General features: G+C 61.6%; 19 protein-coding genes and 2 rRNA genes. 14 read left to right on the top strand and 7 right to left on the bottom strand.

The window, feature by feature from the left end:
• Positions 1–120 precede the first annotated feature (120 nt).
• Both CJU94_RS20385 and rrf read left to right on the top strand, forming a co-directional pair.
• Positions 121–2,999: ribosomal RNA gene (locus CJU94_RS20385) — 23S ribosomal RNA — on the top strand.
• Positions 3,000–3,229: 230 nt separating this feature from the next.
• A 5S ribosomal RNA gene (gene rrf / locus CJU94_RS20390) occupies positions 3,230–3,342 on the top strand.
• Between the two features lie 272 nt (positions 3,343–3,614).
• Here the strand turns inward: rrf and CJU94_RS20395 are convergent.
• A complete protein-coding gene (locus tag CJU94_RS20395) occupies positions 3,615–4,610 on the bottom strand; it encodes a LysR family transcriptional regulator (protein ID WP_095420542.1) in 996 nt (331 codons plus the stop codon).
• A 199-nt stretch (positions 4,611–4,809) separates the two neighbouring features.
• Between CJU94_RS20395 and CJU94_RS20400 the strand changes: the two genes are divergently transcribed.
• The 3 genes from CJU94_RS20400 (at position 4,810) to CJU94_RS20410 (ending at position 9,218) form a co-directional block, all read left to right on the top strand.
• Positions 4,810–6,975 (top strand): FUSC family protein, encoded by a 2,166-nt coding sequence (locus tag CJU94_RS20400; protein WP_095420543.1) that lies wholly within the window; start codon positions 4,810–4,812, stop codon positions 6,973–6,975.
• A gap of 321 nt (positions 6,976–7,296) precedes the next feature.
• Positions 7,297–7,512, top strand: a complete 216-nt coding sequence (locus CJU94_RS20405) for a hypothetical protein (protein WP_095420544.1) — start codon at positions 7,297–7,299, stop codon at positions 7,510–7,512.
• A gap of 191 nt (positions 7,513–7,703) precedes the next feature.
• On the top strand, positions 7,704–9,218 hold the full coding sequence (locus tag CJU94_RS20410; protein ID WP_095420545.1) for an acetyl-CoA hydrolase/transferase family protein: 1,515 nt from the start codon (positions 7,704–7,706) through the stop codon (positions 9,216–9,218).
• A gap of 75 nt (positions 9,219–9,293) precedes the next feature.
• Here CJU94_RS20410 and CJU94_RS20415 read toward each other — a convergent pair whose 3' ends face one another.
• Together CJU94_RS20415 and CJU94_RS20420 are read right to left on the bottom strand one after the other, a co-directional pair.
• Positions 9,294–9,548, bottom strand: coding sequence for a GlsB/YeaQ/YmgE family stress response membrane protein (locus CJU94_RS20415; RefSeq protein ID WP_007176844.1), 255 nt, complete (start codon positions 9,546–9,548; stop codon positions 9,294–9,296).
• A gap of 163 nt (positions 9,549–9,711) precedes the next feature.
• Positions 9,712–10,419, bottom strand: coding sequence for an MgtC/SapB family protein (locus CJU94_RS20420; protein WP_095420546.1), 708 nt, complete (start codon positions 10,417–10,419; stop codon positions 9,712–9,714).
• A gap of 196 nt (positions 10,420–10,615) precedes the next feature.
• Between CJU94_RS20420 and CJU94_RS40950 the strand changes: the two genes are divergently transcribed.
• Entirely contained in the window at positions 10,616–10,765 is a 150-nt protein-coding gene (locus CJU94_RS40950; RefSeq protein WP_157763792.1) for a hypothetical protein, read from the top strand.
• 314 nt (positions 10,766–11,079) lie between these two features.
• The gene (locus tag CJU94_RS20425; RefSeq protein ID WP_095420547.1) at positions 11,080–11,604 is read left to right on the top strand and encodes a hypothetical protein; all 525 of its coding nucleotides are present in this window, start codon (positions 11,080–11,082) and stop codon (positions 11,602–11,604) included.
• Positions 11,605–11,618: 14 nt separating this feature from the next.
• On the opposite strand, the gene CJU94_RS20430 is transcribed toward CJU94_RS20425, so the two are convergent.
• Positions 11,619–12,782 carry a metallophosphoesterase gene (locus tag CJU94_RS20430; RefSeq protein WP_095420548.1) on the bottom strand — a complete coding sequence of 388 codons (1,164 nt, stop codon included), beginning with the start codon at positions 12,780–12,782 and terminating at the stop codon, positions 11,619–11,621.
• Between the two features lie 387 nt (positions 12,783–13,169).
• Here CJU94_RS20430 and CJU94_RS20435 point away from each other — a divergent pair, with 387 nt between their 5' ends.
• The gene (locus CJU94_RS20435; RefSeq protein WP_095420549.1) at positions 13,170–13,499 is read left to right on the top strand and encodes a hypothetical protein; all 330 of its coding nucleotides are present in this window, start codon (positions 13,170–13,172) and stop codon (positions 13,497–13,499) included.
• Positions 13,500–13,530: 31 nt separating this feature from the next.
• Here the strand turns inward: CJU94_RS20435 and CJU94_RS20440 are convergent, their stop codons facing one another.
• Positions 13,531–14,115, bottom strand: coding sequence for a malonic semialdehyde reductase (locus CJU94_RS20440; RefSeq protein WP_095420550.1), 585 nt, complete (start codon positions 14,113–14,115; stop codon positions 13,531–13,533).
• Positions 14,116–14,272: 157 nt separating this feature from the next.
• Between CJU94_RS20440 and CJU94_RS20445 the strand changes: the two genes are divergently transcribed.
• The 5 genes from CJU94_RS20445 to yjfF all read left to right on the top strand — a co-directional run bounded on the left by CJU94_RS20445 (position 14,273) and on the right by yjfF (position 20,207).
• On the top strand, positions 14,273–14,884 hold the full coding sequence (locus CJU94_RS20445) for an alpha-ketoglutarate-dependent dioxygenase AlkB family protein (protein WP_095420551.1): 612 nt from the start codon (positions 14,273–14,275) through the stop codon (positions 14,882–14,884).
• A 385-nt stretch (positions 14,885–15,269) separates the two neighbouring features.
• Positions 15,270–16,256: an ABC transporter substrate-binding protein gene (locus CJU94_RS20450; protein ID WP_095420552.1), complete on the top strand. Its 987-nt coding sequence runs from the start codon at positions 15,270–15,272 to the stop codon at positions 16,254–16,256.
• A gap of 203 nt (positions 16,257–16,459) precedes the next feature.
• Positions 16,460–18,064: a sugar ABC transporter ATP-binding protein gene (locus tag CJU94_RS20455; RefSeq protein WP_095420553.1), complete on the top strand. Its 1,605-nt coding sequence runs from the start codon at positions 16,460–16,462 to the stop codon at positions 18,062–18,064.
• Positions 18,061–19,113, top strand: coding sequence for an ABC transporter permease (locus CJU94_RS20460; protein WP_095420554.1), 1,053 nt, complete (start codon positions 18,061–18,063; stop codon positions 19,111–19,113). Before CJU94_RS20455 ends, CJU94_RS20460 begins: the two co-directional genes overlap by 4 nt.
• Positions 19,110–20,207 carry a galactofuranose ABC transporter, permease protein YjfF gene (yjfF, locus tag CJU94_RS20465; protein WP_095420555.1) on the top strand — a complete coding sequence of 366 codons (1,098 nt, stop codon included), beginning with the start codon at positions 19,110–19,112 and terminating at the stop codon, positions 20,205–20,207. Before CJU94_RS20460 ends, yjfF begins: the two co-directional genes overlap by 4 nt.
• 16 nt (positions 20,208–20,223) lie before the next feature.
• Here the strand turns inward: yjfF and CJU94_RS20470 are convergent, their stop codons facing one another.
• Positions 20,224–21,525: an MFS transporter gene (locus CJU94_RS20470; RefSeq protein WP_208645395.1), complete on the bottom strand. Its 1,302-nt coding sequence runs from the start codon at positions 21,523–21,525 to the stop codon at positions 20,224–20,226.
• 63 nt (positions 21,526–21,588) lie between these two features.
• The gene (locus CJU94_RS20475) at positions 21,589–22,368 is read right to left on the bottom strand and encodes a putative hydro-lyase (RefSeq protein WP_095420556.1); all 780 of its coding nucleotides are present in this window, start codon (positions 22,366–22,368) and stop codon (positions 21,589–21,591) included.
• A 184-nt stretch (positions 22,369–22,552) separates the two neighbouring features.
• Here CJU94_RS20475 and CJU94_RS20480 point away from each other — a divergent pair, with 184 nt between their 5' ends.
• Positions 22,553–23,491: a LysR family transcriptional regulator gene (locus tag CJU94_RS20480; protein ID WP_095420557.1), complete on the top strand. Its 939-nt coding sequence runs from the start codon at positions 22,553–22,555 to the stop codon at positions 23,489–23,491.
• Positions 23,492–23,518 lie beyond the last annotated feature (27 nt).

Here is a 23,518-nt window from a genome sequence, read left to right on the forward strand (position 1 = left end):
GTATGAAAAGGTGATCGAAAGATTGCCTTGGAATACGGCGCAACACGAATACTCAACCTGTAGCGATTGTGGCGAGCGTGTGATTCCCAGTGGATCACACATGAGACACACCCGTTATAGGGTCAAGCGAACAAGTGCATGTGGTGGATGCCTTGGCGATCACAGGCGATGAAGGACGCGGTAGCCTGCGAAAAGCGGTGGGGAGCTGGCAAACGAGCTTTGATCCACCGATATCCGAATGGGGAAACCCGGCCCGTATGGGTCATCCGTAGCTGAATACATAGGCTACGTGAAGCGAACGCGGTGAACTGAAACATCTAAGTAACCGCAGGAAAAGAAATCAACCGAGATTCCCAGAGTAGTGGCGAGCGAAATGGGACCAGCCTGTACTCTTTATCTTCATTGTTAGTCGAAGGCTCTGGAAAGTGCCGCCATAGCAGGTGATAGCCCTGTAGACGAAAACAGCGAGGAAGAACTAGGTGTACGACAAGTAGGGCGGGACACGTGAAATCCTGTCTGAAGATGGGGGGACCATCCTCCAAGGCTAAATACTCGTGATCGACCGATAGTGAACCAGTACCGTGAGGGAAAGGCGAAAAGAACCCCGGGAGGGGAGTGAAATAGATCCTGAAACCGCATGCATACAAACAGTCGGAGCCTCGTAAGGGGTGACGGCGTACCTTTTGTATAATGGGTCAGCGACTTACATTCAGTGGCAAGCTTAACCGATTAGGGCAGGCGTAGCGAAAGCGAGTCCGAACAGGGCGTTCAGTCGCTGGGTGTAGACCCGAAACCAGGTGATCTATCCATGGCCAGGATGAAGGTGCGGTAACACGTACTGGAGGTCCGAACCCACTAACGTTGAAAAGTTAGGGGATGAGCTGTGGATAGGGGTGAAAGGCTAAACAAACCTGGAAATAGCTGGTTCTCTCCGAAAACTATTTAGGTAGTGCCTCGTGTATCACCTTCGGGGGTAGAGCACTGTCATGGTTGTGGGGTCCATTGCGGATTACTACGCCATAGCAAACTCCGAATACCGAAGAGTGCAATCACGGGAGACAGACATCGGGTGCTAACGTCCGGTGTCAAGAGGGAAACAACCCAGACCGCCAGCTAAGGTCCCCAAATATTGCTAAGTGGGAAACGAAGTGGGAAGGCTAAAACAGTCAGGAGGTTGGCTTAGAAGCAGCCATCCTTTAAAGAAAGCGTAATAGCTCACTGATCGAGTCGTCCTGCGCGGAAGATGTAACGGGGCTAAGCAATATACCGAAGCTGCGGATGCACATTTATGTGCATGGTAGGAGAGCGTTCCGTAAGCCTGCGAAGGTGCATTGAAAAGTGTGCTGGAGGTATCGGAAGTGCGAATGCTGACATGAGTAGCGATAAAGGGGGTGAAAGGCCCCCTCGCCGTAAGCCCAAGGTTTCCTACGCAACGTTCATCGGCGTAGGGTGAGTCGGCCCCTAAGGCGAGGCAGAAATGCGTAGCTGATGGGAAGCAGGTTAATATTCCTGCACCATTGTTAAATGCGATGGGGGGACGGATCGCGGAAGGTTGTCCGGGTGTTGGAAGTCCCGGTCCTTGCATTGGAGAAGGCGCTTAGGCAAATCCGGGCGCGGAATTCAAGGGTGCGAGGCCATTCACTTCGGTGAAGAAGCAACTGGAAGTGGTTCCAAGAAAAGCCTCTAAGCTTCAGTTTAACAAGACCGTACCGCAAACCGACACAGGTGGGCGAGATGAGTATTCTAAGGCGCTTGAGAGAACTCGGGAGAAGGAACTCGGCAAATTGGTACCGTAACTTCGGGATAAGGTACGCCCCTGTAGCTTGACTGGCCTGCGCCAGAAGGGTGAAGGGGTTGCAATAAACTGGTGGCTGCGACTGTTTAATAAAAACACAGCACTCTGCAAACACGAAAGTGGACGTATAGGGTGTGACGCCTGCCCGGTGCCGGAAGATTAAATGATGGGGTGCAAGCTCTTGATTGAAGTCCCGGTAAACGGCGGCCGTAACTATAACGGTCCTAAGGTAGCGAAATTCCTTGTCGGGTAAGTTCCGACCTGCACGAATGGCGTAACGATGGCCACACTGTCTCCTCCCGAGACTCAGCGAAGTTGAAGTGTTTGTGATGATGCAATCTCCCCGCGGCTAGACGGAAAGACCCCATGAACCTTTACTGTAGCTTTGCATTGGACTTTGAACCGGTCTGTGTAGGATAGGTGGGAGGCTTTGAAGCGTGGACGCCAGTCTGCGTGGAGCCGTCCTTGAAATACCACCCTGGTTTGTTTGAGGTTCTAACCTTGGTCCGTTATCCGGACTGGGGACAGTGCATGGTAGGCAGTTTGACTGGGGCGGTCTCCTCCCAAAGTGTAACGGAGGAGTACGAAGGTACGCTAGGTACGGTCGGAAATCGTGCTGATAGTGCAATGGCATAAGCGTGCTTAACTGCGAGACCGACAAGTCGAGCAGGTGCGAAAGCAGGTCATAGTGATCCGGTGGTTCTGTATGGAAGGGCCATCGCTCAACGGATAAAAGGTACTCTGGGGATAACAGGCTGATACCGCCCAAGAGTTCATATCGACGGCGGTGTTTGGCACCTCGATGTCGGCTCATCTCATCCTGGGGCTGTAGCCGGTCCCAAGGGTATGGCTGTTCGCCATTTAAAGAGGTACGTGAGCTGGGTTTAAAACGTCGTGAGACAGTTTGGTCCCTATCTGCCGTGGGCGCTGGATATTTGAAGGGGGCTGCTCCTAGTACGAGAGGACCGGAGTGGACGAACCTCTGGTGTACCGGTTGTCACGCCAGTGGCATCGCCGGGTAGCTATGTTCGGAAGAGATAACCGCTGAAAGCATCTAAGCGGGAAACTCGCCTTAAGATGAGATATCCCCGGGGCTTCGAGCCCCTTGAAGGGTCGTTCAAGACCAGGACGTTGATAGGTCAGGTGTGGAAGCGCAGTAATGCGTTAAGCTAACTGATACTAATTGCCCGTAAGGCTTGATCCTATAACAGGTGTGTCTTGCGATGATCGTTAGTGCTTCAGCACTTACGAGCATCCCACCCCCGAAGGGGGCACGCGTGAACTCCAGATGGGGCACGCAGAACGCACGGTTGAGATCAGTGTTGTGCCAACAGAAACAACACAACCCCACGCTCTACCCTGGTGAGCATCACCAGAAACTACTTCTTCCAGATTGGCTGGGCTGTCCCCGGGACAGCCGAGCAACAAGTCATGCCTGATGACCATAGCGAGTCGGTCCCACCCCTTCCCATCCCGAACAGGACCGTGAAACGACTCCACGCCGATGATAGTGCGGATTCCCGTGTGAAAGTAGGTAATCGTCAGGCTCCCCAGCAGCATCAGAAACCCCACCCCCAAAAAGGTGGGGTTTCTGCGTTTACCGGCCGCCGTCCCCGGACTACCCGGAATACCGGTCACCCCCGCCACTACCGGCGCGGCAAACCGGCGCACAAAAGCTAAAACAATCTAATAAAGCCTCGTTTCCTACGCCGTCTAACAACTGCCGCAGCACGACTCGCGAACGGCATTCTGCTCCAAACACCGGCACCGCTACCACACCCACGTGTGGTAGCGGCATCCGATGTCAGCCGCCTCCACCTCACTGCGTCGAGATATCCGCTCCGTGGCTCGCACCGACAGGCACTGCGGCATCACTGACCTGCGCTTTGTCGACTTCTGCAAGCAACGCTTCGTCGCGCGCAATGACTTTGGGCAGATGTGTGCGTAAGAATTCGACCCAGGTCCGCGTCTTCGCATCGATGAACTTACGCGACGGGTAAAGCGCGTAAATATTCATTTTCTGCGCCGTATATTCCGGCAATACGCGCACCAACGTTCCGTCACGCAGTCCGGAAATTGCTGCATACAGCGGCAGCATGCCAATGCCCATCCCTTCGCGGATCGCGACAACCAGCGACTCGGCGATGTTCACATGCACGGGTCCATTCACCTCCATCGTTTCGCCGCCATTCGGCCCGTCGAGCACCCAATCGTGCGGCGGAAACGCCGGAGTGTGCAGGATCAAACACTCGTGATGTGCCAGTTCGGCCGGCTTTTGCGGCGCGCCGTGAGTGCGCACGTACGCCGGCGAAGCGCACAGAATGCTGAAGGTCGTTCCCAACGGAAGCGACACGAGATCTGAATTAGGCAACGTGGAGGCAAGGATCACCGCGACATCCGCACTGCCTTCGAAAAGATCGGGCATGCGCTGCGACATCGTGAGTTCGACCGTTACCTCGGGATATAGCGCGCGATAGCGCGAGATGGCCGGCAGCACGTAATGCTGGCCGATGCTGGCAAAGCTGTGCATTCGCAACGCGCCAGTCGGTCGCTCGTGTGCACAACTGGCTTCTTCTTCCGCCGTGCTGACATCTGCAAGTATCTGCTGGCATCGCTTCAGATAACGCTCGCCAGCGGTGGTGAGTGCGAGCCGTCGTGTGGAGCGGTTCAGCAACCGAGTCCGCAGATGAGCTTCGAGCTCTGAAACCGCGCGAGACATCGCGCCGGTGGTTGAATTGAGCGACTGCGCGGCGCCGGTGAAACTACCGGCCTCGACCACGCGCACGAACACTCGCATATTTTGTAACGTATCCATCGATCCTTCTATTTCACGGCAGAAGCCATATTGTCCGCCTGTCTCGGATGCGCATTGTTGTTCGTTTTGGAAGGAACGTTCCGCGCCTGTCCTCTTAATGCCAGCATAGCTTGATCCTACAATCGGCGCCTTGCCTGCCGGAATGAGTTGTCTTCGCCGGTGCTGCTTTGCGCGACCAACCGGGGTGCATTAGTCTTAAATGAAACGCGAACATGCGATCAAGCCGACGGCCGATTCCGGCCGGCACTGGAGCGTCATGTTGCGATCGCTCAGTCCCGCGGTTTTGGACTGGGCAAATAGCGAAGGCCTGGTCTGGCTGCATCTGTTGAAAACGGTCACCGCCGGTCTGCTGGCGCTGGGTGTCGCGATGCTGCTGGATCTGCCGCAGCCGCGCATCGCGATGACAACGGTGTTCGTGCTGATGCAGCCGTTCAGCGGCATGGTGCTCGCCAAGAGCTTCTACCGCATTCTCGGCACTGCGGTGGGCACTGTCGCCGCACTGGTGCTGGGCGCATTGTTCGTCCAGCAACCCGAGTTGTACATGATCGGCATGATCGGCTGGGTGAGCGCCTGTATCGCGGCAGCAGTCCGGTTTCGACATTTCAGGTGGTATGGCTTTGTGCTCGCGGGTTATACCGCTGCGCTGATCGGCATCCCAAATGTCACCGTGCCTCACGACCTGTTTCTGGCGGCGCTCACGCGCGCAGCGGAAGTGGCGGTCGGCATCGTGTCCTCGAGCGCGGTCAGCGCGCTAATCGTGCCGCAGCGATCCAGTCTCGCGCTGCGCCACGCACTACAAATTCGTTACAGAAATTTTACTGCGTTCGCCGCCGACGTGCTGGTTCGCGGTCTTGAGCGTGGTCAATTCGAGCGACGCTTTGCGGATCTCGTCGACGAAATCGTCGGTTTCGAGGCGACTCGCACGTTTGCCGCCTTCGAAGATCCGGCCATGCGTTCACGCAGCCAGCATCTGGGTCGTTTGAACAGCGAGTTTATGGATGCGTGCGCGAGGCTCCACGCGCTGCATCAACTGCTCAAGCGTCTGCGCGTAAACGGTTCGGTGCCGATCGCCACGGCGATCAAGCCGTATTTCCACGAACTGGCCGCGCTCATGGCGCCGCAGCCGGACATCACCGTCGATGCAGCGCGGATGGCCGCCCGGTTGCAGCACTTTCAGGCAAGTTTGCCACGGCGCGTTCGCGAAACGAGAAGGCCGCTGGAAACCTCGCCCGCCGAATCGCTGGCGGACTTCGATACGGCGGCGGAATTGCTGTACCGGTTCGTCGACGAATGGATCCGGTACTCGGGCACGTACGCGTCCCTGACGCGGCACAAGGCGGCAGCTCAGCCGCGGCCCATCAGCCGTTACGTGAGCAAGACCAACAGCTTCGTGGTCGCATTGACTTTTGTCCGCTCGGCGGTGGTCATGGCGATCGCAAGCTGGTTCTGGATCGCGACAGACTGGCCGAGCGGCGGTTTGGCGGTGATCGGCGCGGCGCTGGTGTGCGCGTTGACATCGACCGCGCCGAATCCCTCGAAGATGGCCATCCAGATGGCTGTCGGCGCCGTGCTGGCGACCATGACCGGTTATCTGTTCACCTGCTACGTGTATCCCAACATCGACGGCTTTCCGCTCTTGTGCGTCACGCTTGCGCCGGTGCTCGCGCTCGGTGCGTTCGTCGCCACGCGCAAGCTCGCGGCGGGTTATGGGGTCGGCTTTTCCGTGTTCTTCTGCCTGCTCGCCGGACCCGACAACGTCGTCACTTACGCACCGGACCTGGTGATCAACAATGGCCTTGCGCTCACCGCGTCGCTGCTGCTGGCGGCCCTCGTCTTCGTGATCGTATTCCCGGCTGACATGCCTTGGCTCGTCGGGAAAATCATGGGTGATCTGCGCGCGCAAGCCGTATCCGCGTGCAAGGACGAACTGCCGGGACTCAATCAGCGCTTTCAGTCGCGCACACACGATCTGACTTCGCAACTGCGTGTGTTGTTGTCGCGACGCTCGCGCCGCCGCCGCGACGCCTTGCGCTGGATGCTCGCAACCCTTGAAGTGGGCCATGCCGTGATCGATCTGCGCAACGAAGTGGTGCACGCCGACTACGCGCACGCACTGCATCCGCGGTGGGGCAGCGCCATCGAGCGCACGTGCGACGACCTCGCGCAATTGTTCGAACAGCCCGATGGGCGTGGTCTCGAGCGCGCGCTCCTATCCGTGCGCTCGGCCACCTGGATTGCGCAGGAAGTGCTGCAGGCGGTTCATGCCGAGCGCGACAGGCGTCACGACCTGCAGCGCATCTTGAGTTGCCTGCACTTCATCCGCACCGCGTTGCTCGACAAGGACGCGCCCTTCAACGTGCGTTGATTGATGGATCTTAGGTCGCGGCTCCGCATTGTGGCCCGAACGGATGGACGTGGAGTCGAGGTACACACTGCATGCCGGAAACGACGGGCGTTGAGTGGCGACGTTAAATCATGACCCTAAGTGATGGGCATTCGAATCTCCGCGCCCAATCATCTGCCTCGATGTCCCAGACATCGTCCCGTGCGGACCACGCTCCATCCCACGCGCCGATCCTTCTTCAGGATGGAAAGATCACTTCCGGGCGGCCCCGTTTATCTGCGTGGAGGTTAACCCTATAGTTACATCACTGCCTCGCAGTAATCGTAAGTTCTGGAGAGAGAAATGAAAGTGTTGAAAATCGCCCTGATCGCCTGCGCGTTGTCTGCTGCTGTCGCTCAGGCTCAAACGGCTCCGGTCGCCCCGCAACAGCAGGCCGCTCAAGCGACCGCGCAGCACGACGCGAACGCGGAGACGCGAGGCCGCGTCGCTGCACCGGCAGCCAAAGCTGAAGAGTGCGTCGGCCCTGTGAGCTTCTGCAACATCTACTTTGGCAGCTAAGCGGCGTCACGCGTCACCCCTGTAGTGCATGCAAGACCTGTCGCGAACATCTGAGGCGCGACGAATACCCGCTCGCGACGCCGTCCTGTCGTGACGCCGCAGCGGGGGCGACAATCCGGCTACTGAGTGAAGCACACCGCAGACGTGCGCATCAGCATGCCGGACTGGTGATTATGGAGAGACTGAGTTTCATGTACCAAGACCGGATTCGCTGCGCCGCGCTGCGCGGAAAGATCACTTCAGCCGCCGAGGCGGCGCTCCTGATTCAGGATGGCATGCGTGTCGGCGCGAGCGGCTTTACGCGCGCGGGCGATGCCAAAGCCGTCCCCGTTGCGCTTGCCGAGCGCGCGCGTCAGGAAGGCAAGCCATTGCGTATTACGTTGATGACCGGCGCATCGCTCGGTCACGACGTGGACCGCTTGCTGACCGAGGCGCACGTGCTGGCTCGGCGCTTGCCGTTCCAGGTGGACAAGACGCTTCGCGACGCAATCAATCGCGGCGAAGTCATGTTCGTGGATCAGCATCTGTCTGAAACCGTCGAAATGCTGCGCGCGAACCAGCTCGGCAAACTCGATATCGCCATTATCGAAGCCACCGCGATCACCGAGACTGGCGGCATTGTGCCGACCACGTCGGTGGGCAATTCAGCGAGCTTTGCGATTCTCGCCGACAAGGTCATCGTCGAAATCAATCTTGCGCAGTCGCCCGCGCTCGAGGGACTGCACGACATCTGGATTCCGGGTCGCAGGCCGCATCGCGAGCCGCTGCCGATTGTCCGTCCGCAAGATCGTGTCGGCACGAAGGCCATTGAGATCCCGCCCGAGAAAATCGCGGCGATCGTCATCACCGATATGCCAGACAGTTCGTCGACGGTGCTGCCGGCGGATGCCGAAACCCAATTGATCGCTGGTCACCTGATCGAGTTTTTTCAGCATGAAGTGACGCACGGGCGCATGCCCCGGCAGCTGCCGCCGCTGCAGGCGGGTATCGGCACGATCGCCAATGCCGTGCTGGCCGGTTTCGTCGATTCGCCATTCGAAGCCTTCGAAATTTATTCAGAAGTGCTGCAGGATTCGACCTTCGACTTGATGGATGCCGGCAAGGTGACGTTCGCCTCCGGTGCGTCGATCACGTTGTCGGCCGCGCGCCAAGCGCAGGTGTTCGGCGAACTCGAACGCTATCGCGATCGGCTCGTGTTGCGTCCGCAAGAAGTCAGCAACCATCCGGAAGTGATTCGCCGGCTCGGTCTGATCGCGTTGAACACCGCGCTGGAATTCGATATTTACGGCAACGTGAATTCGACCCACGTGGGCGGCACGCATATGATGAACGGCATTGGCGGTTCGGGCGACTTCGCGCGCAACGCGTCGTGCGCGATCTTCGCGACCAAGTCGATGGCGAAGGGCGGCCGCATTTCGAGCATCGTGCCGATGGTGCCGCATTGCGACCACAACGAACACGACGTGGACGTGGTCGTGACGGAGCAGGGGCTCGCCGACTTGCGTGGCCTCGCGCCGCGCGAACGCGCGACGTTGATCATCGAAAACTGCGTGCATCCGCTGTATCGCGATCTGCTGCGCGACTACTATCGGGAAGCGTTGAAGGGCGGCGGGCAAACGCCGCATCAACTTGATCAGGCTTTCGCGTGGCACACGCGGTTGCGTGACACCGGTTCGATGTTGCCGACGCAACACGCAGGGCTTTAAAACCGGACCCGTTGCGGGTCTAGCTGGCGTCAGGTGGCATTCGCCCCTGACGCCGTGAGACATCAGAAGCGCCGCTCAAGTACCTCGCCGGATGAGCCGGATAAGAAACAAAAGAATGACCGCGCCGATCACCGCAGTGATGATCGAGCCGATCCAGCCGCCGCCGAGCGATATATGCAGCACGCCAGCGAGCCAGCCGCCGATGAACGCGCCGACGATCCCGACAATGATGTCGACGATCAGGCCGAAGCCGCCGCCTTTGACGAGCACACCTGCCAGCCAGCCGGCGATCGCGCCGATGATGAGCCATGCAATGATGCCGTGTTCCATAATCGAGACTCCATGGTTGAATGTGAAAAATTCACGGTGACAGAGCTTAGTCGAAGGTTATGGGACAGTCCATATTCAGGACGCGGAATTAACATTGTCTAAATCTATTGCAAGCTAAGTGTAGACGATGCACGCGAATCCGGGGGGGGCTTACACGCGGTATTCACTCAGGCGTCGGCTCCGCTTCTCTGGCCGTCCAGCTGACGCTGGAGACGCTCTTTTCCATGCTGATGCGGCTAGCCATCTGTTCGAGCTTCGACTGATCTTTGGGATGCATCTTCAAGGTTGCCGTCACACGAATGCGTCCTGATTCGTTTTCGACGTCTTCGCTCGTCAGGCTTTGAAACGATAGCGGCGTCGAGTACATCGAGTTGGAGACAGCGGTGCGAATATGAATCTCGTCGGCCTCCCGGCAGACGATCGTCAACACGTATTCGCGAACCAGGTCGGCGTTCGAAACGGGCGTCGCATTGATCGTACGGCTGACTTCACGCAGCACGGTATTGGTCAGCAGCACGACCACGGTGCCGGCCAGTGCCGGCCCGTAATGGCCCGCGCCGCACAATACGCCCACCGCGGCGGAGCACCACAAGGTCGCTGCGGTGTTGATTCCCTGAATGGAACCTTTGTCACGCATGATCACGCCGCCGCCGAGGAAGCCGACGCCGGAGACCACATATGCGGCGATCTGGGTGATGCCGCTCGTGCCATTGCCGGTCAGTACACCGAGCGTAACGAACAGGCACGCGCCGCTCGCGACCAGCGTGATCGTGCGCAGGCCGGCATTGCGCTGACGCATCTGCCGTTCAAGGCCGATGGCCACGCCACAGGCGAAAGCGGCGAGTAGCCGCAAAACGAATTCCATTGTCATCGGTCAACAGGGTTGAGGCGCGAGTTCGCGCAGTGTGAACCTCGCGCGTGACACCGGCGCGTCCGTCTCGAAGAGAGCGGGCGCGATCGGGCATCACTCAGCGCGCGGGCAAGCCTTGCGGCGCTGAAGGCAAGGCCGGCCGGCACGGGATTCGGCCGTGCCGGGTTCACTGCGGCTTGACTTGCAACAGGTGGGTATGGGTATCAACGACGTGCGCCGCTCGCCAGAAGGCAAGACGGCGACAGACAAAGGCTGGCGCGGAAATCTTGCCGATCAGGCGATCGGGCGAATCGAAGCTCGACGGGTACTACTGCTACTGTCCAAGATCGTATTTCCGGATAAGTGAACTGGGCGGATTTTAGGCGCCTCTGCAAAGTTAAGTCAAGCCGCGATCAGGCAAGGCGACGAATGAGTTGCCTTCAATCTTTGGGAAGTTTCGGTGCCTATAAAAGAATCATTCCCGCACAAATACGGACTCCGAATGTTGACGGTCTTCATCCCGGAAAACAAACTGTCTGGATAACCCGCAGCGCGTCGTGCCACGTCGGCGCCTGGTCCGCCTTCTTATTTCGCGCGGTTCCGCTCGCATCGCCCAACTGTTGTTGCGTCGCGATCCGCTTGGCGTCGTCGTTTCCACCGCTCATCCGAATTGAGGAATGTATGAAAGTGAAAGCTCTTAACGTCATTGCCGGCGTGTTGATCGCCGCCGCTCCCCTGGTATCGCTCGCTGCGGGTTTGCCGGCGCCCTTTGAAGGCCGCAGCACGCTGCAGGCCAATGGGGTCGTGAAGGCGATCGATCAGGCGAACCATTCGGTCACGGTGCTCGACGCGCAAGGCGGCGAGGCGTCATTCAATGTCACCGACGCGCGCAATCTCGGGCAGATCAAACAAGGCGGCAAGGTTCACATCCGCATGATGCGCAATGCCGTGATCAGCGTCACGCGCAGTGCGGACGGGCAGGCCGAGACGGCCCAAATGGGGCAATCAGACACGGTGCAGACCGTGACCGCCCGCGTCGAGGCCATTGACCATGCTTCCGGCGTCATGGCGCTCAAGGGCGAGGACGGTTCGGTGTTCCATATTCAAGGCCGCGACCCGGCAAAGACTGCCGGCGTAACGCCGGGCATGCAAGTGGTCGTGGCGTTCGCGCCGCAAGTCAGCGTGGCCGTGGCGCCGATGCAGTAACAGTAACGCGCGGCTCAGTCAGGCTCGCCAGGCACGAGGCGCAAGCGGGTGATTTCGGACGGCGCGCCGAGGCGCTTCGGCGGTCCCCAGTAGCCGGTGCCTCGGCTCGTGTAGACCCAGAGTCCGTTCAACCGCGCCAGACCGGCGGTGAACGGTTGCTGAAACCGCACGAAGAAATTCCACGGGAAAAACTGGCCGCCGTGCGTGTGCCCGGAGAGCTGCAATGTGAAACCGGCGGCTGCGGCGGCTTCGGCGGAGCGCGGCTGGTGGGCGAGCAGCACCTTGATCAGCACGTCGCCGGGCGCGCCGGCCAGCGCCGCGACTGGATCGCTGCGGTGTGCCGGATCGTGATGGCCCGCCGAATAATCGGTCACGCCGGCAATAACGGCGCGTGCGCCGTCGTGGTCCACGATCACATGCTCGTTCAGCAGGACATTGAGTCCCAGGCGCCGGAATTCGTCGATCCAGGCGTTGGCGCCGGCGTAATACTCGTGATTGCCAGTAACGAGAAAAGCGCCATGGCGCGCGCTCAACCGCGAGAGCGGCTGCGTGTGTCTGGTCAATTGCGGCACGCTGCCGTCCACAATATCGCCGGTAACAGCGATCAGATCCGGCTTGAGGCGATTCACCGCGTCGACGATTGCGTCCACATAGCGGCCTTTGATGGTCGGGCCAACGTGAATGTCGCTGATCTGCACGATCGTGAAGCCGTCGAGCGCAGCCGGCAAGTCGTCGATCGGCACTTCGATTGTGACGACCCTGGCGCGACGGCGTGCGTTGAACAGACCGACAAGCGTGGAGAGCAGTGCCAACACCGGCACAGCCGCCGCTGAGCCGGTCCGCCAATGCGCGATGGCAACAGTGTTCGGCCAGATCGCATCGACGGTGAGCAGTGAGGCGAGCACGAGATCACGCGCGAAAGTCAGCACCAGTAGCGACGAGAAGAAGCCCATCGCCAGTAGGCCGACCCATGCGAGCCGGTCGCTGAGCGGCTGTTGTTTGATCGTGCGCGCCAGCATGCCGAGTGGAATGAGAAAGATCGACAGCACGAGCCACAACGCGCACAGCCAGCGGCCCGTGGTATCGATCGGCATGTCCGGAATCAGACGCAAGCCGACGTAGATGTGCAGCAAGATGCCAATCAGGATGATACGTACAAGAAACGATGAGCGGCGCATAGAGAGGATCAAGGCGGGAAGGGGCCGACACGAGCGGAGTAGCGGCAGCTACCCGTTCGCCGCGGCCATGCCGTAGCGAACGAGCCGACCCATTCTACCGAGATGTGCATTCGCGTGCCGACGGCGCCATTTGGTGTCCGGCGCGGCGAGCCGTCCACGTCCGAAAGCGCCTGGAATGTATTGCATTGCAGCACCACGCCGCTGCGTTGGCCATCCGGGCCGCCAATGCAGTTGAATTAAATGGGCTTTGAATTGTGGTCGAGCGTGGACTATTCTGAAATGGAACCCGCTTGCATCAAAGCTAAAGCAGAGTGGCCACAGCGAGGGCCGCCGCAAACCACTAGCGGTTCGTTTTGGCGCCGGAAGAGGGCAAGGCAGGAGGCACGTATGAAGCTGCTCAGATCAGGCAACCCGTTCCGCCACGCGCACCATGCGCATCACGTCGGGCACGAGGGCAGCCACGTCATGCTGCCGCTCGTGGTCATATCGCTGATGGCGATCGGCCTGTACTTCGGCGTGCGCGATATCGACTTTTCCGAGTTGGGGAAGAGCGCGCTATTCGATGTCGTGATGCTCTGCGTCGCGTTAGGTATCGCGGGATTGTTCGGCGTCGTCGGGGCGTGGGTACGATCGAACGGCGATGACGCCGAAGAGGGCTTCTGCTTCATCGGCGCGTTGATCGGCACCGTGGTGTTCTACGTCGCGCTCTTGCGTTGATCGCACCCGGACTTGGATCGCGCGCTGCGCGTCAGACGATCCGCGCGGCTTCGTCGAAAGCGAAGCGCGGGCTGCGCGGAAACAGCTTTGACGGGTCGCCGTAGCCCAGATTGATCAGGAAGTTCGACTTCACGGTCGTGCCGGCGAAGAACGCTTCGTCGACCTTGGCTGCGTCGAAACCCGACATGGGACCCGTGTCGAGGCCTAGCGCGCGGGCGGCGAGAATCAGGTAACCGCCTTGCAGCGTCGAATTGCGAAATGCCGTGTCGGCGATCATCTTGTCGTTACCGGCGAACCAGCTGCGCGCATCGGCGTGCGGAAACAGCTTCGGCAGATGCTCGTAAAACGCCATGTCCATCCCCACGATCACGGTGACCGGCGCAGCCATCGTCTTCTCGAGATTGCCCGCCGACAAAGCCGGACGCAGTTTCTGCTTGCTCTCCTGGGTCTTGACGAAGACGAAACGGCCCGGGCTCGAATTGGCCGAGGTCGGGCCGAGCAGAACGAGTTCGATGAGTTGCTCGAGCACGGCGTCGTCGACGGGTTTCGGCTGCCAGCCGTTGTGCGTGCGCGCGTTGCGAAATAGCTGATCGAGCGCCTGGTCGGAGAGAATCATGTTGAATGTCCTTTGAAGGATGCGTGTAAGGGATGAATGTGACTGGGACGGATGAAACCGCAAGCCGTCGGCATGAGCGCCGTCGTCGTTGCCGCCATAATAGCCAAGGTTCTCATTCGATCGCGCTGTGAACGCGCGATCGTACTCAGGCAATCTCATGACGGATCTCTTTGCGGATTTTTCCGATGCTCTGCCGGCGCCCGACGTCGACTGGTATCCCGATTGGCTGCCGCCCGCCACGGCGGCGCGGGCCTTGGCGCAACTCGTCGGTGAAGCGCAATGGCGTCAAGACATGATCGGCACGCCCGCCGGCCGCGTGCCGCTGCCAAGGCTGACTGCGTGGCAAGGCGAGCCGGACGCCGTCTACGTTTACTCGGGCATTCGCAACGTGCCGCAACCATGGACGCCGACGGTTGCCGAGCTGAAATCCGCTGTGGAGTCCGTTTGCGGCACGCATTTTAATAGCGTGTTGATCAACCGCTACCGTAGCGGCACCGACAGCATGGGCTGGCATGCGGACCGCGAGCCCGAACTCGGCGCTCAGCCGGTGATTGCGTCGGTGAGTCTGGGCGTCGCGCGCACGTTCGATCTGCGGCATAACAAAACCGGAGTCGTGCAGTCTTTTTTGCTCAAGGGCGGCAGCTTGCTGGTGATGAAGGGTAATACCCAGGCGGATTGGCGGCATCGGGTGCCGAAGGAGCCGCGCGTAGCCGGTGAGCGGATCAATCTGACGTTTCGATGGGTGACGCCGCGCGCAGGTGCTCGCTGAACCGTCGGTCAACAGGGGCGAACATCAGAATCAGCGGCGGACCCGACAACCGCCATCCCCAAACAACCGCCAGACCCAACGACCGCCAAACCCCAAACAACCGCCATCCCCAAACAAGCCCGCCACGCACGTAAGTGCATAAAAAAGCGCGAAGCGGAATCCCACGCCGGCCAGCGAGAGCCAAACACCGCTCCGTCGCGCCCAGCCTGGCCGCTACAGCCGACACCCGCCCCCTATACCAAAATCGATATCGCCGACGCGAATCATATGATTGGACGGTTAACGCCCCGCACACTACGCTACATCACGATCCACGCACCGTGAGGGCCGCAACGGCTGGACGGGTTCCATGGGTCGCTTGAATAACAACGATCAGGAGACAGTCATGGCGAATTCACGACGCGCAGCATGTCGTGCGTTGGGCGCGCTCGCATTCTGCGCGGGCTTTGGGGCGCTGACGCTGGCCGCACCGGGCGCTTACGCGCAGGACAAACAGATCACTCTCGGCTTCGCGCAGGTCGGCGCGGAAAGCGCCTGGCGAACCGCCAACACCGAGTCGGTCAAGTCCGCGGCGGCGGACGCAAAGATCAAACTCAAGTTCTCCGACGCGCAGCAGAAGCAGGAAAACCAGATCAAGGCGATCCGCTCCTACATCGCCCAGAAAGTGGACGTAATCGCCTTTTCGCCGGTGGTCGAGTCGGGCTGGGAACCGGTGCTGCGCGAGGCTAAAGCCGCGAAGATTCCGGTGATCCTCACCGACCGCAACATCGACGTGAAAGACACCTCGCTTTACGTCACGATGATCGGCTCCGACTTCATGGAAGAAGGCCGGCGCGGCGGCCGCTGGCTCGAAGATCACTATAAAGGCGAACAAGGCCCGATCAACATCGCTGAACTCCAGGGCACAGTCGGATCGGCGCCGGCCAACGATCGGCACTCCGGTCTGCTGGAAGTCATCAAGAACGATCCCAAATTCAAGATCATCGCCTCGCAAAGCGGCGATTTCACACTGGCCGGCGGCAAGCAGGTGATGGAGGCGTTTATAAAGACGTACGGGAACAAGATCAACGTGGTCTATGCGCATAACGACGATATGGCGCTAGGCGCCATTCAGGCGATGGAAGAGGCCGGCATGCATCCGGGCAAGGACGTCACCATCGTTTCGTTCGACGCGACCAAGGGCGGCTTCCAGGCCATGGCTGCCGGCAAGATGAACGTCGACGTGGAGTGCAGTCCGTTGCTGGGGCCGCAATTGATGTCGGCGGTGAAGGACGTGGTGGCCGGCAAGTCGCTGCCCAAGCGCATCCTGACGGAAGAGACGGTTTTCCCGATGAGCGTCGCCGCGCAAACGCTGCCAACGCGCAAATACTGACGTCGATGATCAGGTCTCCTGGTTGTGTCGAGCAAGCATAGGCGCGCGAGCGACAACGCGGCCAGGAAGCGCAGTACCGACAGATCGAAAAAGGTTTCTCCAGCGGTGCCTGGCCGTCCGACTGCTTGGGCAGCGGGCGGCCTCTTTTGCGCGCAACGCCGCTGGAGGCCGCTAAACCACGCACCGCCGATCGAGCGAGGCCTATGACGCATACCGCTTCCAATCCGAAGCCGCCGGCTGACGGCGCCGCCGTGATCCATGCCGAGGGCAGCGCGAGCGGACTCGAACCCGTTCTCGCCACGGCCGGCGTCAGCAAGACGTTCCCGGGCGTGAAGGCGCTGCAGCAGGTCGATTTCCGCCTGTTCCCCGGCGAGATTCATACGCTGATGGGACAGAACGGCGCCGGCAAATCCACGTTGATCAACGTGCTCACCGGCGTGGTCGCGCCGCAGGCCGGCACGATCCGTCTCGGTGGCGAAGTGGTGTCGTTCGCCTCGCCGCAGGAGGCCGAAGCGGCCGGCGTGCGCACGCTGTATCAGGAGGTGAACCTGTGCTCGAACCTCTCGGTAGCGGAGAACATATTTGCGGGCCGGCAACCGAAGCGCTTCGGCGCGATCGACTGGAACGACATCAAGCGACGGGCTCAAGCCGCGCTGGCGCGCCTCGACGTGACGCTCGACGTCACCCGTTCGCTCGACGCCTATCCGATCGCGGTGCAGCAGATGGTGGCCATCGCGAGGGCGCTCTCGGTCGACGCACGCGTGCTGATCCTCGACGAACCGACCTCTAGCCTCGACGACAGCGAAGTCGCGCAGCTATTCAAGATACTTCGTCATCTTAAGCAATCCGGCATTGCGATTCTGTTCGTCACGCATTTCATCGAGCAGACGTATGCCATTTCCGATCGCATTACGGTGATGCGCAATGGCGAGCGCGAAGGCGAATATCTCGCGCGCGATCTGCCGCCGGATCAGCTTGTGTCCAGAATGGTCGGTCACGAGCGTATGAGCGCGCGTTTGCGCGCAGCGGCGCAGGAAGGCCACGACAGCCAGACAGGCCCGCAGAGTGCGCGGGCCGGCCAGCCGTTCATCGAGTTGCGCGGCGTCGGACGGCGCGGCTCGATGCAGCCGATCGACCTCGATGTCGAGCCGGGGCAGATCCTCGGCCTTGCCGGTTTGCTCGGCTCGGGCCGCACGGAAACCGCGCGGCTGCTGTTCGGAGCCGACCGTGCCGACAGCGGCACGATTCTGGTGGAAGGCCGGCCGGTGCGGCTGCGTTCGCCGCGCGACGCGGTGCGCCATGGCATCGGCTATTGCGCGGAGGACCGCAAGAAAGAAGGCATTGTCGCCGAGCTGTCGATTCGCGAGAACATCCTGCTGGCGTTGCAGGCAAGGCGCGGATGGTGGCGCAAGATCAGCCGGCAGCGCGCGCGCGAACTGGCTGATCTGTGGATCGAACGACTCGGCATCAAGGCGTCGGATGCGGAACAGCCGATCGGCTTGCTGTCCGGCGGCAATCAGCAGAAAGCGCTGCTGGCGCGCTGGCTCGCCACCAATCCCAAGCTGCTGATACTCGACGAACCCACGCGCGGCATCGACATCGCGGCCAAGTTCGACATCATGGATCGTCTGCTGGCGTTGTGCGCGAGCGGCCTGAGCATCCTGTTCATTTCGTCGGAGATCAGCGAGGTGCTGCGCGTGAGTCATCGCGTCGCGGTGTTGCGCGACCGCCGCAAGATCGCCGAAGTAACAGGGCAGGCCTCGAACGAAGACAATATCTATCGACTCATCGCGGGGAGCGGCGAATGAATCTATCGAACTGGGTCGTACGCGATGGCGCCGAGCGCCCGTTGCTCTGGCCGTGCGTGACGCTGGCGTTGTTGTGCGCCCTGAACCTGTGGGTCAATCCGCATTTCCTGGCGCTGCGCATGCTCGACGGCCATCTGTTCGGCGCGCCGATCGATGTGCTGAATCGCGCCGCGCCGCTGGTGCTCGTCGCCACCGGCATGACACTGGTGATCGCGACGCGCGGCATCGACATTTCGGTCGGCGCGGTGGTGGCGATCGCGGGCGCCGCCGCGGCCACGATCCTCGCGACCCAGCCGGTGGCCTCGGCCGGGCTGATCGCGCAGGCGCTGGTGGCGGCGTTGATCGTGGGCGTGCTGAGCGGCATGTGGAACGGCTTGCTGGTGTCCTTCGTCGGCATGCAGCCGATCATCGCCACCTTGATACTGATGGTCGCCGGGCGTGGCATTGCGCAATTGCTGACAGCGGGGCAGATCATTCCGATCGGCGCGCCGGGCTATCTGTTCGTGGGCGGCGGTTACTGGCTCGGCGTGCCGTGTTCGGTATGGATCGCGGCGGCGGCGGTGCTGGCGACTGCCGCGCTCGTCGAAGGCACCGCGCTCGGGCTTTTCATCCGCGCGATCGGCGTCAATCCGGTCGCCACGCGTCTGGTCGGCTTGCGATCCAAGGCGCTCGTCTTTGCCGTGTACGGCTTCTCGGGGCTGACCGCGGCGATGGCGGGCATTCTCATCAGCTCGAACGTGCGCAGCGCCGACGGCAACAATGCCGGCCTGCTGCTCGAACTGGATGCGATCCTCGCGGTGACGCTCGGTGGCACCTCGCTGCTCGGCGGCCGCTTCAGTCTCGTGGGCACGGTGCTGGGCGCGCTGATCATTCAGACGCTGACCTACACCACCTATTCGATCGGCGTGCCGCCCGAGGCCACGCTCGTCGTCAAGGCGGCCGTGGTGCTGGCGGTGAGCATGATCCAGTCGCCGGCGGCGCGCTCGCTTGCCATGTCGTTCGGCAGGTCGGTCCGCATGTCCTTCAAGCAACGCGGGGTGGCGCGATGAGACGGATCGTCGAAGCCTGGGCTCATATCGTCGATCCGCGCACGCTGCCGATCGCCGTCACGATCCTGCTGTTCTGCGCGCTGTTCGCGTTCGGCTCGGTGATGTACACGGGATTCTTCTCGTGGCAGGTGCTGCTCGATCTGCTGGTCGACAACGCGTTCCTGCTGATCGTGGCGATCGGCATGACGTTCGTGATCGTGTCCGGCGGCATCGACCTGTCGGTGGGGTCGGTGGTCGCGCTGACGACCATCGTCGAGGCGGTGCTGTCCGAACACCTGCATTGGCCCGTGTGGGCGATCCTGCCGGTCGTGCTGCTGATGGGCACCGTGTTCGGCGCGGTGCAAGGCGCGTTGATCCACTTTTTCCGTTTGCAGGCCTTCATCGTCACGCTAGCCGGCATGTTCTTCGCGCGCGGCTTGTGCTTTCTGATCACGACGCAGTCCATCACCATCACCGATTCGACGTTCCAGAAGATTTCGGCGTTTCGTCTCGACATTGGCGTGGGCTCGGTCACAGCCAACGTGCTGATCGCGTTCGTCACGCTGCTGGCGGCAATCTACGTCGCGCATTTCACGCGTTTTGGCCGCAACGTGTACGCGATCGGCGGCAACGCGCGCTCGGCTTTGCTGATGGGCTTGCCGGTCGCGCGCACGCGCGTCGGCGTGTATGCGCTGAGCGGTTTCTGTTCGGCGCTCGGCGGCGCGGTCTTCACGTTCTACGTCCTGTCGGGCTACGGATTGCAAGGGCAGGGCATGGAGCTCGACGCGATCGCGGCGACCGTGATCGGCGGCACGCTGCTGACGGGCGGCGTGGGCTATGTGGTCGGCTCGCTGTTCGGCGTCGGCATTCTCGGCACGATCCAGACGCTGATCACGTTCGACGGCACGCTCAGTTCGTGGTGGACCCGCATCGTGATCGGCGCCTTGCTCTGCGCGTTCTGCCTGTTGCAACGGCTGATCGAGCGTCACGCGAAATCGGTGGGGCGTCCTGGCGGCACCGGCGCGGTCGTGACCGCGGGACGCGAACGCGCTCACGCGGACGGATCGGCCGCGTCGGACTCGCATGTGATCGGACGCGCGCCCGAACAGGCGTGAGCGGTGCGGCGGTGCGTCACGCGCTCAGCTGCCGTCCGCGGGTTTCGGGCAGCGTCAACGCAGCGAGGATGACGACGCCGTACGCCGCCGCCGCGAACACGCCGATCGCGTGGCCGAGCGTCATCGTTTGCGAGACGTAGCCGATCAGGAACGGAAACGTCGCGCCGATAGCCCGCCCGAAGTTGTAGCAGAAGCCCTGGCCGGAGCCGCGCATCCGCGTGGGAAAGAGTTCGGTGAGGAACGCGCCCATGCCCGAGAAGATGCCGGACGCACAGAAGCCGAGCGGAAAACCGAGCACGAGCATCGAGAGATTGTCGAGCGGCAGTTGCGTGTAGATCAGCGCGATCGCGCACGACGCCAGCGCGAACGCGATGAACGCGCGCTTACGCCCGATTCTGTCGCTGACATACGCGCCCGTGAGATAGCCGCAGTACGAGCCGACGATCACCACGCCCAGATAGCCGCCGGTGCCGATCACGCTCAGATGCCGTTCGGTTTTCAGATACGTCGGCAGCCAGGTCGTCACCGCGTAGTAGCCGCCTTGCACGCCGGTTGCCAGCACGGATGCGCGCAGCGTCGTCCAGACGATCTCGCCGCGGAAAATATCGAGCAACGAGGTGCGTGTCTGCGTGGCGGCTTGTACCGCTTTCTGCTGCCGATGCACCTCGGGCTCGTCGACGAAGCGCCGGATCCAGATCACGAACGGCGCCGGCGCAATGCCGATCGCGAACAGCACGCGCCACGCGTAATCGGCCGGCACCAGCGAGAACACGGCCATGAAGAGCAGTGTCGAAATACCCCAGCCGATCGCCCAGCCCGCCTGCACGAGTCCCACGGCCTTGCCGCGATCGCGTGCGCGGATCACTTCGCCGATCAACACCGCGCCTGCGGTCCACTCGCCGCCGAAGCCGAGCCCCATGAGCCCGCGCGCCCACAGCAATTGCGAGAAATTCTGCGCCAGCGCGCAAGCCAGCGTGAAGACCGCGAACCAGAGAATCGTGATCTGCAAGGTTTTGACGCGGCCGATGCGATCCGACAGGACACCCGCTGCCCAGCCGCCGAGCGCTGAGCTCAGCAGCGTGACGGTGCCGATCAGGCCGGCGTCGCCCCGCGTGATGCCCCATGTCGCGATCAACGTCGGAATGACGAAGCTCAGGAACTGCGTGTCCATCGCGTCGAGCACGTAGCCGATCTTGCAACTCCAGAAGGCGCGCTTCTCGCTGGCGGAGATCTGCCGATACCACGCGAACGGGCCTTTTCCTGAGCCGGACGCGCCGTAAGGTTCGGGGTCGGCGGTCAACTGCGCTTCGGTTTCCATGCTTGCACTCCGGTCGTCGTGGGCCGCGTCGTCGCGCGGCGGGTGAGGAGATGAACGCCGTGGCTACAGCACCGCGAGCGTGGTGTTGGGAATGTCCGTGACGAGCATGTGTCCCGGCTTGTGCGCGATCGCGAACGGCAGACGCGCGCTTTCGATGGCGGCTTGCGGCGTGACGCCGCAAGCCCAGAACACGGGCAGTTCGTCGCGGCGCACCTCGACGGCGTCGCCGAAATCGGGACGCGCCAGATCGCGAATGCCGATCAGCGCCGGATCGCCGATATGGACCGGCGCGCCGTGCACGGCGGGAAAGCGGCTGGTGATCTGGATCGCGCGGATGGCGTCGGCGGCTTTCATCGGCCGCATCGACACGACGCGGTTGCCGCCGAACACGCCGGCTGGCACGTTGCGCTCGTGCGTGCGATACATCGGCACGTTGACCTGCTGTTCGATATGACGCAACGCAATGCCTTCGCGCCGCAACATTTCTTCGAAGGAAAACGAGCAGCCGATTGCGAACACCACCAGATCGTCGCGCCACAATTCGTCGAGACTGCGCACTTCCTCGGCGCGCTCGCCATGCCGGTACACATAAAACGCCGGCACGTCGTTGCGGATGTCGAGATCGGCGCCGAGCGCGGGCACGCGCCAGTCGCCCGGTTCGCCGATGCCCAGCAGCGGACACGCCTTCGGGTTGAGCGTGCAGAACCGCAGGAAATCGCCGGCGTATTGACTGGGCAGAATCGCGAGATTGGCTTGCGCGTAGTCGCCGCAATAGCCGGCGGTGGGGCCTGACAATCGGCGGCTGCGAATCTGCTGACGAAACTCGGAAGGCGTGTAGGACATGAACTGCTCGGCTCCAGGTGGACCGCGTGGCCGAAAGGCTTCAGCGTCGGGACCCAGATTAGTAACGTCAAAAATATCCATCCAGCGAGTTTTTATTGCGTTTCGTTAAATTAAACTTAACAGCGCCGCAGCCGGTTTGCGGCGATGATCGCGTGCATCCCACCGCTGTTGAGCGAGCTCCGCAATGAATACCCGCTTTGTCGAAACCTTTCTGACGCTCGCCCGCCTGGGCAGCTTTCGCGCGACCGCCACCGCGATGCACGCGACGCCCGCCGCGATTTCGCTGCGCATCAAGACGCTCGAAGCGGAGTTGGGCGTCGAGTTGATCGAGCGCGACGCCCCGGACTTTCAGCTCACCGCGAATGGCGAGCGGCTGCTCGCGCATGCGCGCTCGGTGGTGCAGGCCACGCGCTCGCTGCAACTGGCCGCGCAGGACGAGACGCAAGTGGCGACGCGCTTGCGCCTCGGCGTGATCGAGACGGTGGTGCATAGCTGGCTGCCGGACTACATCCGGATGCTGAATCTCGAGTACAACCGCATCGTCGTGGACCTCACGGTCGATTCGAGCGCGATACTCGGGCCGCGTTTGCGCGCGGGCGAACTCGACCTGGTGATTCAGGTGGAAGAAACGGCGGAGCACGAAGCGTCGATCGTCTCGACCTTGCTGGCGAGCTATCCCGTGCGCTGGATCGCGCGCAGCGATCTGATACCGGCCAGCCGCGCGAAACATGTGCAGACCTTGTTGAGCAAGCCCGTGCTGACGTTCGGACGTGGCACCGCGCCTCAAGTGGCGGTCGAAACGATCGTGCAGGCGCTCGCGAGGCGCGCCGGCGTGCCGCTCGCGCAGACCCAGGTGACCTGCATGCCGTCGGTCGCGGTGATCGTCAAACTGGTGCGCGACGGTTACGGGATTGCGGCCGTGCCCGCTCTATTCGTCGAGCCTTATCTGAGCCGTGGCGAACTCGGGCAATTGCAGGTGCGGCCCCTGCCGCCGCCGATCGACGTCGCGATGTACTACCGCGACGATGCCGACGTCGGCGTGCTCGCGGCATCGCGTGTCGCGCGCAACGCGTGCGATCAGTATGCGAAGGCGATGGGGCGCCAGTTGATCGGGAAACGCTGAGGCATGCTGACGAATTCGCCGTGGCTC

Source organism: Paraburkholderia aromaticivorans (genome assembly GCF_002278075.1).
Taxonomy (GTDB): domain Bacteria; phylum Pseudomonadota; class Gammaproteobacteria; order Burkholderiales; family Burkholderiaceae; genus Paraburkholderia; species Paraburkholderia aromaticivorans.

What these genes read in the sequence shown, in the direction of transcription:
- CJU94_RS20480 (WP_095420557.1), top strand. Translation starts at nt 22,553, where the DNA reads ATGAATACCCGCTTTGTCGAAACCTTTCTGACGCTCGCCCGCCTGGGC.
- CJU94_RS20395 (WP_095420542.1), bottom strand. Translation starts at nt 4,610, where the DNA reads ATGGATACGTTACAAAATATGCGAGTGTTCGTGCGCGTGGTCGAGGCC.
- CJU94_RS20410 (WP_095420545.1), top strand. Translation starts at nt 7,704, where the DNA reads ATGTACCAAGACCGGATTCGCTGCGCCGCGCTGCGCGGAAAGATCACT.
- CJU94_RS20425 (WP_095420547.1), top strand. Translation starts at nt 11,080, where the DNA reads ATGAAAGTGAAAGCTCTTAACGTCATTGCCGGCGTGTTGATCGCCGCC.
- CJU94_RS20435 (WP_095420549.1), top strand. Translation starts at nt 13,170, where the DNA reads ATGAAGCTGCTCAGATCAGGCAACCCGTTCCGCCACGCGCACCATGCG.
- CJU94_RS20455 (WP_095420553.1), top strand. Translation starts at nt 16,460, where the DNA reads ATGACGCATACCGCTTCCAATCCGAAGCCGCCGGCTGACGGCGCCGCC.
- CJU94_RS40950 (WP_157763792.1), top strand. Translation starts at nt 10,616, where the DNA reads ATGGGTATCAACGACGTGCGCCGCTCGCCAGAAGGCAAGACGGCGACA.
- CJU94_RS20400 (WP_095420543.1), top strand. Translation starts at nt 4,810, where the DNA reads ATGAAACGCGAACATGCGATCAAGCCGACGGCCGATTCCGGCCGGCAC.
- CJU94_RS20470 (WP_208645395.1), bottom strand. Translation starts at nt 21,525, where the DNA reads ATGGAAACCGAAGCGCAGTTGACCGCCGACCCCGAACCTTACGGCGCG.
- CJU94_RS20405 (WP_095420544.1), top strand. Translation starts at nt 7,297, where the DNA reads ATGAAAGTGTTGAAAATCGCCCTGATCGCCTGCGCGTTGTCTGCTGCT.
- CJU94_RS20450 (WP_095420552.1), top strand. Translation starts at nt 15,270, where the DNA reads ATGGCGAATTCACGACGCGCAGCATGTCGTGCGTTGGGCGCGCTCGCA.
- CJU94_RS20430 (WP_095420548.1), bottom strand. Translation starts at nt 12,782, where the DNA reads ATGCGCCGCTCATCGTTTCTTGTACGTATCATCCTGATTGGCATCTTG.
- CJU94_RS20415 (WP_007176844.1), bottom strand. Translation starts at nt 9,548, where the DNA reads ATGGAACACGGCATCATTGCATGGCTCATCATCGGCGCGATCGCCGGC.
- CJU94_RS20475 (WP_095420556.1), bottom strand. Translation starts at nt 22,368, where the DNA reads ATGTCCTACACGCCTTCCGAGTTTCGTCAGCAGATTCGCAGCCGCCGA.
- CJU94_RS20440 (WP_095420550.1), bottom strand. Translation starts at nt 14,115, where the DNA reads ATGATTCTCTCCGACCAGGCGCTCGATCAGCTATTTCGCAACGCGCGC.
- yjfF (WP_095420555.1), top strand. Translation starts at nt 19,110, where the DNA reads ATGAGACGGATCGTCGAAGCCTGGGCTCATATCGTCGATCCGCGCACG.
- CJU94_RS20445 (WP_095420551.1), top strand. Translation starts at nt 14,273, where the DNA reads ATGACGGATCTCTTTGCGGATTTTTCCGATGCTCTGCCGGCGCCCGAC.
- CJU94_RS20420 (WP_095420546.1), bottom strand. Translation starts at nt 10,419, where the DNA reads ATGACAATGGAATTCGTTTTGCGGCTACTCGCCGCTTTCGCCTGTGGC.
- CJU94_RS20460 (WP_095420554.1), top strand. Translation starts at nt 18,061, where the DNA reads ATGAATCTATCGAACTGGGTCGTACGCGATGGCGCCGAGCGCCCGTTG.